Genomic DNA, 11593 nt, shown 5'->3' with positions numbered 1-11593 from the left:
CTCGTAGGCGTCCTCGGCCCGGTCGTAGGCGTTGCCGCCGGCGCTGCGGACGTAGCGCTCGCCGCGCTCGTAGCCGTCCTCGGCGGCGCCCTGCGCCCGGCGCGAGCGGTCCTCGACGTCGTCGGAGCCGACGAGGCTTCCGACCGCGTCGCGCACCCGGCCGCCGATGTCCCGGGCGGCGTCGGCGACGTGCTCGGCGGCGTCGCGCACGGTGTCCTTGGCCTGGCCGTAGAGGTTCTCGGCGGAGCCCTGCGCCTCGCGGGCGCGGCCCTCGACCGAGTCCCGCTTCGAGCCGGTGAGGTCGCCGACGGCGCCCTGCACCTTGCCGCCGAATTCCTTGGCGGCACCCGTGACCCGATCCGTATCAACCATGATGTCCGTGTCCTGAGTTAAAAACGTTGCAGGAGATGCGCAGTGTCGTCGATGCTACGTCTTGGGCCCGACGTTCGGTTTCACCGCATCACTCGGTAATTTCTGCTGAGCCTTGCCTTCGGTCTCGGCCTTTTCGTCGCCGATCAACTTGCCGATGGCTTCCTTGACCGAGCCCTTGATCTTTTCCGAAGCCTCGGATGACTTTTGTGCGCTCAACGGTGTCTCCGCAGCGACCGAGACGAAGTTCGTTGCCTGAGATGGTCCGCCGATCCGGCGGGACAATGATGCAGACGTACCAGTCGGGCAGTCTTTATTTCTCGGTCGGCGACAGCGGGAACCCGTTGTCCCGCCCCCAGACGATGGCCTCCGTGCGCTTGTGGACGTTGAGCTTCCGGTAGAGCGACGCGGAATGGTTGCGCACCGTGTTCTTGGAGAGGTTGAGCCGCTTGGCGATCGCCTCGTCGCCCTGGCCCTGGCAGATCAGGTCGAGGATCTGGCGCTCCCGGACGGTGATGTTCGGGGCGATGCCGTCCTTGTGACCGGTCCCCGGTCGCCGGAGGTTGGCGAGCTTCTCGATCAGGCCGCGGCTGAACCAGGAGGTGTCGGCCATCACCGCCTCGACCGCCTCGAACATGTCCCGCTCGCTGCGCTTGCGGTCGGTGATGTCCTGCAGGACGAGCAGGGCGAAGACGGCGTCCCCGATCTCGACGCGCTCGGCCGAGGCGAGGCAATCGAGGTTCGTCCCGTCCTCGTGGCGCAGGCAGACCTCCAGACCGAGCACGAAGCCGGTGCGCAACAGGGCGGTCTCGAACTTGGACCGCGCCGCATCGTGGACCCACAGGCCGAACTCGGCGGGCGAGCGTCCCAGGACGGCGTCGGCGGCGTAGCCAAAGACGCGCGCGAAGGCGTCGTTCACGCCGGTGATCCCGAAGCCGTCGGCGCGCGCGAGCAGGGTCGGCACCGGCGTCAGCCGGAACGCCTTGGCGAAGCGCTCCTCGCTCTGGCGCAGCGCCGTCTCGGCCTTCTTGCGCAGCTCGAGGTCGGCGAAGGTGAACAGCATGCACGGCTCGTCGCCCAGCTCCATCGGCTGGCCGGCGACGATCACGAACCGTGTGCCGCCGTCCGGCAGGTCGAGGCACGCCTCCATCTGCGGGATCGTGGCGCCGGCGTTGAGCCGGTTGACCGCCAGGTCGCGGTTGCGGGCGTTGGCCAGCACGTCGACCTCGTAGACGCTGCGGCCGATCACGGCATCGCGGGTGTAGCCGGTCATCTCGAGGAAGCCGGTGTTGACCTTGACGTGACGCAGGTCGGACAGGCGGGTGATCACCGCCGGGGCCGGGTTGGCGTTGAAGGTGGTCTCGAAGCGGTCCTCGGCCTCGAACTGCTCCGAAACGTCCTTGAGGATCAGCGCGAGGCAGCTCGGCGTGCCCGCGTGGTCGGTCGCCACGAGGCTGCGCAGGGAATGGACGAAGTCGACACCGGGCCGGTCGGTGCGCTTCACGTCGACGATGACGTCGTGGAAGCGCTCTCCGGAAACGACCCGCTCCATCGGATACTGGTTCGGGGTGTGGTTGTTGCGGTAGCGCAGGGCGAAGCGCTCGCGGTAGATCTCCACCGTCTCGCCGAGCTCGCCGAGGGATTCGGCACCGTGCATGGCAAGCGCTGCCGCGTTGGCGTAGGCGATGGTCCGGTCGGGCTCGACCAGGATCACCCCTTCGCTGAGGCCGGCGACGATCTGCCGGAGCTCGTGCCTGTCGACGCCCGCAACCACCCTGCCCACCTTCTCGACCGCAAGAAAACCGAAGCGCGAAACAGCGACGTCCGCCCGCGGTTCCAGGATTTGTTTTCGGGCGAACTGGTACAGTCGGACGCCTGTGCTGGATGCGCGCCGCCAGCCGCCCCGCCTCATCCTTCGGGGCGTCGCCTGGACGACCGCCTCGACCGGTCGGCCGCGCCTCTCGTCCTTCTCGGCCATCGTCGCGTCTTCGCCCGGCCGCACGAAGATCTGCCCGGGATCGATCAGGCCGGGATCGCGGATCTGGCTCCGGTTGGCGTCGTCGATCACCGCGTACCGGTCGCCCGCGCCGTAGGTGCGCCGGCCGATCTTCCACAGGCCGTCGCCGCGACCTGATCGAGCCGGACCGTGCAGGCCCCCGGCTCGACGCCGCGCCCGCGGCCCGATCCCGACAAGCAGGCCGATGAGCGAAAGCAAGGCCGCGTCCCTGCACCGCGGTCCTCGTCGCCGGCCGGCAACGTCAGAACGCAACGAACAGGAGCGGCATGCAAACCGATCGGCAGGCCGCACCATGCCCCGTGGGCGCCGTCGTCGGCGCTCGGCTGTCCCGGCGAACGCGCGCGCCAGGGGCATCGGCGTCGGCGTCGCCCGCGGTCCGAGCGATGCCCGGGACGACGTCGCGATGCCGGGGTTCCGCGGCCGGGCTCGACGTGAACTGGTATAGCCGGATCATTGACGTGAACGTGATCGATCATCCAGAACCCGGGGCACGAGCCGGACCGTAGAGGGGCAGGCAAAGCGACTTCCTCTACGAACAAAGGACGCCCCCTCCTCATGCACATCAGTACTGCGTCCGAAGAACTCTCGCCGAACGAGGGGTTGCCCCGTCATGTCCAGGACATGATCGGCCGGCGACTGGACGAGCTCTTCCCAGCGGTCGCCGACGCCGACCCCGAGACGAGGCTCGGCCAGGTCCTGCTTCGGCTCAGGGCCGCCCTGCTGGACGCCCAGGCGGAACGGCAGGTCTCGAAGGCGTTCAGCGACAGCCTGATCGCGGCGGTGCCGCGCCTGCGCCGCTTCGCGATGATGCGCACCCGGAGCGCGGCCGAGGCCGACGACCTGGTCCAGGCGACGCTGCTGAAGGCGTGGGAGCACCGCTCCCGCTTCCAGGCCGGCACGAACCTCGTCGCCTGGCTGTTCACGATCCTGCGCAATGCGCACATCAACCAGGGCAAGCGCTACCGGCGCGAGGTCCGCGACGTCGACGGTGCCTTCGCCGCGGCGCTGACGTCGCCGGCCGAGCAGGAGCATCGGATCGGGCTGATCGAGCTGCAGACCGCCCTGGCCGAGCTCCCCGTCGACCAGCGCGAGACCCTGCTCCTCGTGGTGCTGGAGGGCCTGCCCTACGAGGAAGCGGCCCTCGTCCTCGGGTGCCAGCCGGGCACGGTGAAGAGCCGGGTCAGCCGGGCGCGCGAGCGCCTTTCGCAGATCCTGGGCATCGCGTGAGGGATGCGGCGGCCGAGGGAGCGCGCGAGCCGACGGCCCCGTTCGATCCGACAGCCGCCTCCACGCAGGACCGGGCGGACGTCGACGGCGACCTCGCGCAAAGTGCGCCCGCGTTGCGAGATGCCTTATGAAAGCGGTCGCCCTCGTCTACGGCGGCGCCGCGTTCGGGTTCGGCACGGCGTGCGATCCGTCAGGCCCCTCGGCAAGCAGGCGTCGTGACCGTCGGAAGCTCGCGGATCCGCCTCGAGCCCCGACGCCGCTTCACGTTTTCTCGATCTGACCACATCGTCCGTTCCGCGGCGGAGCCGATGCCGCCCCCGGTCGTTCAGGCGATCGGGGCATTCTCCGTTTCCGGTGGATCGATCGCGACGATGCCGAAGGCTCCGCCATGGCTGCTCACGCGCGGCACGCTCGCCGTGGCGGCCATCGCCGTGCTCCTCGCGGCCGCCGCGCTCGCGATCTACCTCGCCCAGGCGACCACGCTGGTCATCGCGGTCGCCCCGCGGGACGGCACTGAGCCCGGGCTGATCAAGGCCTATGCCGACGCCCTCGACGCCGGCGGCGAGAACGTCCGCCTCAAGATCCTCCCGTTCGACGACGTCCGCGAAAGCGCTGCGGCGCTCCAGGACGGGCGCGCCGACCTTGCGGTGGTCCGGCCCGACGTCGACCTGCCGACCAACGGCCTGACCCTCGCGATCCTGCGGGACCAGGCCATGATCATCGTCTCGCCGGAGGCGGCCGGGATCGACGACTTCCCCAAGCTCGGCGGCAGGCGCCTCGGCATCGCCGCGCACAAGGACGCCGACTTCTCCCTGCTGAAGAGCCTCCTCGGCTATTACGGCCTCACCCTGGAGACCGAGGTCGCCGGGGCGAAGGTCCCGGCCCATTCCGTCCTGCTCGTCCCGGTCGAGGCGACCGAGGTCGGCACGGCCCTCCAGGCCAGGAAGGTCGACGCGATCGTCAGCATCATCGCCCCGTCGGCGCCGAAGGCCTTGGCCCTCGTCGAGGCGGTGAAGGCCGTCAGCAAGGGCGGCAAGGTCAACTTCGTCGGCGTGCCCGACGACGCCGCCCTCATCGAGCGCTTCCCGCGCCTGCAGGCCGTCACGGTCCCCGGGGGATTGTTCGGCGGCAAGCCCAAGCTGCCGGGCGACGACGTCAAGACGGTCGGCGCCTCGTACCGGCTGATGGCCCGAGCCTCCCTGAGCCGGGTGGTCGCGGCCGACGTGACCCAGCACCTGTTCGAGCTGCGCACCGCCGCCGCCAAGACCAGCGACGCGGCCGAGTACGTGCTGGCGCCGGCCTACGACACGACGGTCGCGGCCACGAGCGCGCGAATCCCGATTCATCCCGGCGCGATCGACTATTACGAGCGCGAGCAGCACAGCTTCGTCGACCGCTACGGCGACACCCTCTACCTGCTGGCGGCCCTGGCCGGCGGCCTGTTCTCGGCCGTGGCCTGGCTCCGCCAGCGGTTGGCCGGCCTGCGCCGCGAACGGATCGACGAGGTGACGGATCGGCTGCTGGCGATCATCGACGAGGCCCCGACCCTGCGCGACCCGGCCGCCATCGAGGCCCTGAACAGGGAGATCGACCGGCTCGCGACGGACGTGGTCCGCTACGCCCGCGAGCGCGCGCCGGAGATGCGGACCATGGCCGCCGTCGGCATCGCCATCGAGACCGCGAAGGCGACCGTGGCCGATGCCCGCAACGCGGTGTCCGGAGGCGACGCCCCCGGCAGCAAGCCGCCCTTCAAGCCGAGGCTTCACCTGGCGGGCGGCGGCGAGGGCTGACGGCGATTCGCGCCTGCCGAGGATGCGCGAAAGGATGTCGGCGAGACCCCGGCTTCGGCGGCGACGTCACGTCCTCGCGGTCACCGGCTGGCCGGCCGAGCCGAAGCCGCGCTTCGCGCCGGCGCGGTTGACGACGCCGAACCGCAGCACCGCCTGCTCCAGGTAGTCGATCGCCGCCACCAAGTGATCGCGGGCCGCCTCGATCGCCTCGGCCCCGTCCTCCGGCCGGGTGTCGGCGAGCTTCACCGCGGCGATCAGCACGCGGTCGCGCTCGTCCTCGATCCGCCGGTCGCGCTCGACCGAGCCGCGGATCTCGGCATCGAAGGCATCGACCACCGACCACGGGAGGGCGTCCGCGCCGGCAGGGCCGACGAACTTCTCGGCGTGGCGCCGGGCGGCGGCGGTGGCCCGTCGCAGGCTGGAGGCGAGCTCGGCGTCCATGGGGTTGTTCCGATCCTTGTACGCTGCACCGACGGTTTCAGCGCGCGCGCGTTCCCTCCCTACACCCCGACGCGCCGTCATGCAGGCGCCGACCCAAGGCGGAGCCTGACGACGGGATGGCCCTGGGTGGGCGCAACGCGCCCGGCCCGAGCGTCAGGACAGGGGCGCCTCGCGCGTCATCCAGGCCTCGATCCGGGTGACGTCGGCCTGCGACAGGCCGTGGCCGCCCGGGAGGACCGCGTGCTCGACGCGGGCGCCGGCCGCGGCGAGCAGCGCGGCCAGCCCTGCCGCGTTGTCGCCCGGGACGATCGGGTCGGCCGCGCCCGAGAGCATCAGCACCGGCCGGCCCGAGAGGTCCGCCGGCGCGGGGTCGGACAGCGGCATCATCGCCCGGAGCAGCACGGCGCCCGCCAGCGCCTCGGGGCGCAGCAGCAGCATCGCGGCGGCGATGTTGGCGCCGTTCGAGAAACCGAGCGCCAACGGCGCCGGAAGCCCGTAGCGCGCTCGCGCCGCGGCGACGAACCCGGCGAGGTCGGCCGCCCGGCGCCGCACGTCCGCAGCATCGAACACGCCCTCGGACAGCCGGCGGAAGAAGCGCGGCATGCCGTTCTCGAGGACCGGCCCGCGCGGCGACAGCAGGGCCGCGCCGGGAGCGACCATGCGACCGAGGGGCAGCAGGTCGGTCTCGTCGCCGCCGGTGCCGTGCAGGAGGAGGAGGGGCCGGACGGGGGCGCGGCCCGGCTCGAAGCGGTGGACGAAGCCGAGATCGGGGTTGGGCATGTTCGGGCTCCCAAAGCGTGGGGTAGGACGATCCCGCCCCGCATTCGCGCGGGGCGGGACGACGGATCAGGCGAGGTCGGGCAGCGCGGCCGCGATCCGCGCCCGGTGCGGCTCGAGGCCGGCGGGCAGCTTCAGGGCGCTGCCCAGGGTGGCGAGCGGCTCGTCGACGGTGAAGCCCGGCACGTCGGTCGCGATCTCGAACAGCACGCCGCCGGGCTCGCGGAAATACACCGAGCGGAAGTACTGTCGGTCGCGCTGCTCGGTCACGGCGAGGCGGTGGTGGGTCGAGAGCCGGTCCACCGTCGCCGCCTGGGCCGCGTCGTCGGCCGCCCGGAAGGCGATGTGGTGCACCGATCCGGCCCCCGGCCGCCCGCTCGAACGGTCGGCCGCCGTGGCGAGCGTCACGAACCCGCCGGCCGCCGCGCTGCCGGCGTAGCGGATCGATGCGCCGTCGCGTGCGGCCTCGCGGAACCCGAGGCCGTCGGTGAGGATCGCGGCCGTCGGGCCGGCCTCGGCCAGGAGCAGCGTGACGCCGTGAAGGCCGCGCAACGCGTGCTCGGCCGGCACGTCGCCGCCGTCCCGGGTCGGCGCCGGGCCGGCCTCCTCGACGCCCACCAGGGCCAGCCGCATCCCGTCGGGATCGCGGAAGCGCAGGGTCGGCTCGCCGAACGCGCTCGACGGCGCCTGGTGGTCGACATTCATCGTGACGAAGCGGTGGATCCACCAGCCGATCGAGGCCCGCGGCACCCGGAAGGCGGTCTCCTGCGTCTCGCCGACCCCGACGCGGCCGGCGGCCGCATGCGCGATCGGGAAGAATGTCAGCAGCGTGCCGGGCTGCCCGGCCTCGTCGCCGTAATAGAGATGGTAGGTGCCCGGGTCGTCGAAGTTGACGGTCGTCTTGACGAGCCGCAGCCCGAGCACGCGGGTGTAGAAGTCGCGGTTGCGTGCCGCCGGGCCGGAAAAGGCGGTGACGTGGTGGAGGCCGATCTCGGACATGAGGCTTCTCCTGCCTGGCGCCCTTGGGCGCTGGTGATGGACCTCACTTGAGGATTGCGCCGTCCGATTGAAATCGAAACGATGGAAACGCATCGTTTCTGATTTTACATCGAACGGTCCGCCCGCCTTCCGCGACCTTCGGCGTGGCCGGGCGACGCTCCGGCTGCTATGGCGGGGCGTTCGACACGCGGGGAGACGGCGAATTTCCGACGATGCATGGGCGACCGCGCTGGGGCTGCTCGCGGTCCTCGTCCTGGTGCTGGCCAACGGGTTCTTCGTGGCGGCGGAGTTCGCCCTGGTCTCGGTACGCCGAAGCCGCGTCGCCGAGCTCGTCTCCGAGCGGCGCGCGAACGCGACGGCGCTGCAGCGGGCGACCGACCGCCTCGATGCGCATCTCGCCGCGACGCAGCTCGGCATCACCCTGTCGTCGCTGGCGCTCGGCTGGGTCGGCGAGCCGGCGCTCGCCCACCTGATCGCGCCGGCGGTCGACGGGCTGCCGCTGTCGCTCGGGCCGGTGGCCGCCCACTCCATCGCGGTGGCGATCGCCTTCGCCCTGATCACGTCGCTGCACATCGTGCTCGGCGAGCTCGCGCCCAAGAGCCTCGCGCTCCAGCGCAGCGAGCGCACCGCGCTCGCGGTGGTCCGCCCCCTGGCCCTGTTCCTGTTCGTGTTCCGGCCGGCGATCCTGTTCCTCAACGGGCTCGGCAACGGCGTGCTGCGGCTGTTCGGACTCCAGCCGGGCCACGGCGAGGGCTCGCTGCACTCGACCGCCGAGCTCAACCTGCTGATCCAGGCGAGCCAGGAGGCCGGCCTGATCCGCGAGGTCCAGCAGGAGGCGGTGGAGCGGATCTTCGCCATCGGCGAGCGCCGGGTCAGCGACATCATGACCCCGCGCCACGAGGTCGAGTGGGTCGACGCCGACGCGGAGCAGGAGGCGATCCTCAAGGCCATGCGCGCCTGCGGGCACGCCCAGGTGGTGGTCAGCCGGGGCCAGGTCGACGAGCTCGTCGGCGTGGTCCGCAAGCAGGACCTGCTCGATCAGGTGCTCGACGGGCGGGCGATCGACATCGCCTCCGCGACGCAGGCGCCGATCGTCGTCCACGAGAGCATGACGATCCTGGCGGTGCTGGAGACCTTCCAGAGCCAGCCGATGCGCATGGCCGTGGTCGTGGACGAGTACGGCACCCTGGAGGGCATCGTCACCCAGACGGACCTGCTGGAGGCGATCGCCGGCGACATCCCCGAGCCCGGCGAGGAGCCCGACGTGGTCGAGCGGGCCGACGGCTCGCTCCTGATCGACGGGATGATCCCGGCCCGCCAGGCGTTCGAGCGGCTCGGGCTCGCCGAGCCGCCGGATTCCGACGACTTCACGACGCTGGCCGGCTACGTGATCTACCAGCTCGGCCGCATCCCTGCGGCGGGCGACGCCTTCGAGGCCGGCGGCTGGCGCTTCGAGGTCATCGACATGGACGGGCGCCGGATCGACAAGGTGCTGGCCTCCCGCGCCACCGCGTAGCACACCGGACGCCCCGGCCGAGGCGGCGGGGTGGGAGGCGAACCCCGACATGGCCGACGGCCCCGAGATCCCGATGCCCGGCCGCGCCGCGCCGCCCCGCACGGCCCCGCCGGCGGTCGGCCTCGCCGAGGCCGTCCCCGTCTGGGGCCGCATCGCCGCGCTCTCCTTCGGCGGCCCGGCCGGGCAGATCGCGGTGATGCACCGCATCCTGGTCGAGGAGCGGCGCTGGATCTCCGAGGACCGCTTCCTGCACGCGCTGAACTTCTGCACGCTGCTTCCGGGGCCGGAGGCGCAGCAGCTCGCGACCTATGTCGGCTGGCTGATGCACGGCACGCGCGGCGGGCTGGTCGCGGGCGGCCTGTTCGTGCTGCCGGGCCTCGTCGCGATCATGGCGCTGAGCTGGGTCTACGCGCTGTCGGGCAACGTCGGCGTCGTCGCCGGCCTGTTCTTCGGGTTGAAGGCGGCGGTGCTGGCCATCGTCGCCGAAGCGGTGCTCCGCATCGGCCGGCGCGCCCTGAGGAGCGCACCGATGGTCGCGCTGGCGGCGGCCTCGTTCGTCGCGCTGTTCCTGTTCGACCTGCCGTTCCCGCTGATCGTCCTGGCCGCGGGCCTCGCCGGCTATCTCGGGGGCCGGGCCGGCCTGCCGCAGTTCCGGGTCGGCGGCGGCCACGGAGCGGCCGGCAGGACGGATGCCGGACCGTACCTCATCGGCGACGCGGCGCTGCCGCAGGAGCGGGACGCCCCCGCGCGCACGCTCCTGACGGCGGTTGTCTGGGCCGCCCTCTGGCTGGCGCCGGTCGCGGCGATCGTCGCCGTCCTCGGGCCCGACAACGTGTTCGGGCAGATCGCCCTGTTCTTCTCGAAGATGGCGATGGTGACCTTCGGCGGCGCCTACGCGGTGCTGGCCTACGTCGCCCAGCAGGCGGTCGGGCAGTTCGGCTGGCTCCGGCCGGGCGAGATGCTCGACGGGCTCGGCATGGCCGAGACGACGCCGGGGCCGCTGATCATGGTCACGCAGTTCGTAGGCTTCCTCGCCGCGTTCCGCAATCCGGGCGGCCTGCCGCCGCTGCTCGCCGGCACGCTCGGGGGCCTGCTCACCACCTGGGTCACCTTCGCGCCGTGCTTCCTCTGGATCTTCGTCGGCGCGCCCTACGTCGAGCGCCTGCGCGGCGACCGGGCGCTGGCCGGCGCGCTCTCGGCGATCACGGCGGCGGTGGTCGGGGTGATCCTGAACCTCGCGGTCTGGTTCGCGCTGCACACGCTGTTCGCCCGCCTCGAACCCGTCGCCCTCGGGCCGATCCGCCTCGAGCTTCCGGTGCTCGCGAGCCTGAATCCGTGGGCGCTCGTCCTCGCCGTCGCGGCGCTCGTCGCCGTGTTCCGGCTCAAGGCCGGCGTGATCCCGACGCTGGCGGCCTGCGCGGCGGCCGGCATCCTCCTGCACCTCGCCGGCCTGGTCGGATAGGCTGCGCGCGCGTCGTCGGGAACCGCACCGCTGCGAAGGCGGCGACGCGGCTCAGGTTCACGTGCACCGGCGATCACCAGCGATGATGCCAGCCGCCGTGGTGGCCGCCCCATCCGCGATGGCCGCCCCATCCGCGGTGCCAGCCGCCCCAGCCGACGTGACGGTGGCCGCCCCAGCGATGCCAGCGCGGGCCGTAGGCGAAGCGCCGGTAGCCGTAGAAGGCGGGGCGATGCACGAAGCGACGGTAGACGAACGGCCGGTAGCCGAAGTTCGGGCGGCAATAGCCGTAGAACCCGCGGTGGAATCCGGGGCCGCAGCCGTCGCGGGCCTCGGCGACGCCGGCGCTCGCGCCGACGAGGCCGAGGGCGACGATTCCCGCCGCGACCGGGGTGGTGATGAACGATGCCTTCATGGAATCCTCCTGTGACGGGTGAGGGCCGGCGGCACGCCGCCGGCATCGGTCGTTCGTGACGGGTCGTCAGAAGCGGTTCGGCCGGCAGCGTCGGCCGGCCGGGCCGATGTGGAAGCCCGGCGGGCACGAGCGGCCGCGGACGTAGCCGCCGGCCTGCCCGCCGGGTCGGCAGCCGCCGTAGGGTCCGCGATGGCCGAACGGGCCGCAGCCGCCGTAGACCTGGACGATGGTCGCGTCCGGGCCGGCGAGCCCGGGGAGGGGAAGCGCCGAGGCCGGGGCGGCCGCGGCCAGGGTGCCGGCCAAGCTGCCGGCGAGGATGCAGGCGCCGACACGTCGTCTCACCATTCGAGTCTCCTGGACATGGAAGGCGCGGCCCGTCCGGCCGCACCGGGATCTTCCGGGTTCGAACCCCGGAAACAGGGGATCAGGCGAGGAGGTCGCGCATCGGCGCGACGCCTCCGCTGCCCGGGAAGACGGTGTCGGCCAGCGCCCGGTCGGGGAGGCCGAGATGGTCGCGCAGGACGCCCTTCAGCACGGCGCGCAGGTCCGTGGTCGGGCGCAGGTCGCGGCCCTCGAGCAGGGC

12 protein-coding genes are annotated in these 11593 nt (G+C 72.3%); 4 read left to right on the top strand and 8 right to left on the bottom strand.

Annotation, left to right across the window (positions count from 1 at the left end; all coding sequences use genetic code 11):
* From FV230_RS30810 to FV230_RS17125, 3 genes are all read right to left on the bottom strand, one after another.
* Positions 1-372, bottom strand: a 372-nt coding sequence (locus FV230_RS30810; RefSeq protein WP_246694892.1) for a CsbD family protein, incomplete at its 3' end; no start/stop codon positions are given.
* Positions 373-426: 54 nt separating this feature from the next.
* Entirely contained in the window at positions 427-588 is a 162-nt protein-coding gene (locus FV230_RS17130) for a CsbD family protein (protein WP_147843255.1), read from the bottom strand.
* Between the two features lie 94 nt (positions 589-682).
* Positions 683-2143 (bottom strand): helix-turn-helix transcriptional regulator, encoded by a 1461-nt coding sequence (locus tag FV230_RS17125; protein WP_147843258.1) that lies wholly within the window; start codon positions 2141-2143, stop codon positions 683-685.
* 798 nt (positions 2144-2941) lie between these two features.
* Here FV230_RS17125 and FV230_RS17120 point away from each other — a divergent pair.
* Together FV230_RS17120 and FV230_RS17115 are read left to right on the top strand one after the other, a co-directional pair.
* Positions 2942-3613 (top strand): sigma-70 family RNA polymerase sigma factor, encoded by a 672-nt coding sequence (locus FV230_RS17120; protein ID WP_187275532.1) that lies wholly within the window; start codon positions 2942-2944, stop codon positions 3611-3613.
* Between the two features lie 371 nt (positions 3614-3984).
* Positions 3985-5403, top strand: a complete 1419-nt coding sequence (locus FV230_RS17115; protein ID WP_147843254.1) for a TAXI family TRAP transporter solute-binding subunit — start codon at positions 3985-3987, stop codon at positions 5401-5403.
* Between the two features lie 66 nt (positions 5404-5469).
* On the opposite strand, the gene FV230_RS17110 is transcribed toward FV230_RS17115, so the two are convergent.
* From FV230_RS17110 to FV230_RS17100, 3 genes are all read right to left on the bottom strand, one after another.
* A complete protein-coding gene (locus FV230_RS17110) occupies positions 5470-5844 on the bottom strand; it encodes a hypothetical protein (RefSeq protein WP_147843253.1) in 375 nt (124 codons plus the stop codon).
* Positions 5845-5997: 153 nt separating this feature from the next.
* Complete coding sequence (locus FV230_RS17105) at positions 5998-6624, bottom strand: alpha/beta hydrolase (protein WP_147843252.1); 627 nt, start codon at positions 6622-6624, stop codon at positions 5998-6000.
* A 66-nt stretch (positions 6625-6690) separates the two neighbouring features.
* Positions 6691-7620: a ring-cleaving dioxygenase gene (locus FV230_RS17100; protein ID WP_147843251.1), complete on the bottom strand. Its 930-nt coding sequence runs from the start codon at positions 7618-7620 to the stop codon at positions 6691-6693.
* Positions 7621-7873: 253 nt separating this feature from the next.
* On the opposite strand from FV230_RS17100, the gene FV230_RS17095 reads away from it, so the two are divergent.
* Both FV230_RS17095 and chrA read left to right on the top strand, forming a co-directional pair.
* Positions 7874-9136 carry a hemolysin family protein gene (locus tag FV230_RS17095; protein ID WP_279593214.1) on the top strand — a complete coding sequence of 421 codons (1263 nt, stop codon included), beginning with the start codon at positions 7874-7876 and terminating at the stop codon, positions 9134-9136.
* A gap of 73 nt (positions 9137-9209) precedes the next feature.
* Positions 9210-10598: a chromate efflux transporter gene (gene chrA / locus FV230_RS17090; protein WP_147843256.1), complete on the top strand. Its 1389-nt coding sequence runs from the start codon at positions 9210-9212 to the stop codon at positions 10596-10598.
* A 73-nt stretch (positions 10599-10671) separates the two neighbouring features.
* On the opposite strand, the gene FV230_RS17085 is transcribed toward chrA, so the two are convergent.
* Together FV230_RS17085 and FV230_RS17080 are read right to left on the bottom strand one after the other, a co-directional pair.
* Entirely contained in the window at positions 10672-11010 is a 339-nt protein-coding gene (locus tag FV230_RS17085) for a hypothetical protein (protein ID WP_147843250.1), read from the bottom strand.
* A gap of 66 nt (positions 11011-11076) precedes the next feature.
* Positions 11077-11355, bottom strand: coding sequence for a hypothetical protein (locus FV230_RS17080; RefSeq protein WP_147843249.1), 279 nt, complete (start codon positions 11353-11355; stop codon positions 11077-11079).
* Positions 11356-11593 lie beyond the last annotated feature (238 nt).

This window comes from Methylobacterium sp. WL6 (assembly GCF_008040095.1).
Classification (GTDB): domain Bacteria; phylum Pseudomonadota; class Alphaproteobacteria; order Rhizobiales; family Beijerinckiaceae; genus Methylobacterium.
This window is presented reverse-complemented; position numbering and strand designations above follow the sequence as displayed.

Coding starts and splice junctions, on each gene's coding strand:
- chrA (WP_147843256.1), top strand. CDS start 9,210: ATGCCCGGCCGCGCCGCGCCGCCCCGCACGGCCCCGCCGGCGGTCGGC.
- FV230_RS17120 (WP_187275532.1), top strand. CDS start 2,942: ATGCACATCAGTACTGCGTCCGAAGAACTCTCGCCGAACGAGGGGTTG.
- FV230_RS17115 (WP_147843254.1), top strand. CDS start 3,985: ATGCCGAAGGCTCCGCCATGGCTGCTCACGCGCGGCACGCTCGCCGTG.
- FV230_RS17100 (WP_147843251.1), bottom strand. CDS start 7,620: ATGTCCGAGATCGGCCTCCACCACGTCACCGCCTTTTCCGGCCCGGCG.
- FV230_RS17105 (WP_147843252.1), bottom strand. CDS start 6,624: ATGCCCAACCCCGATCTCGGCTTCGTCCACCGCTTCGAGCCGGGCCGC.
- FV230_RS17110 (WP_147843253.1), bottom strand. CDS start 5,844: ATGGACGCCGAGCTCGCCTCCAGCCTGCGACGGGCCACCGCCGCCGCC.
- FV230_RS17080 (WP_147843249.1), bottom strand. CDS start 11,355: ATGGTGAGACGACGTGTCGGCGCCTGCATCCTCGCCGGCAGCTTGGCC.
- FV230_RS17085 (WP_147843250.1), bottom strand. CDS start 11,010: ATGAAGGCATCGTTCATCACCACCCCGGTCGCGGCGGGAATCGTCGCC.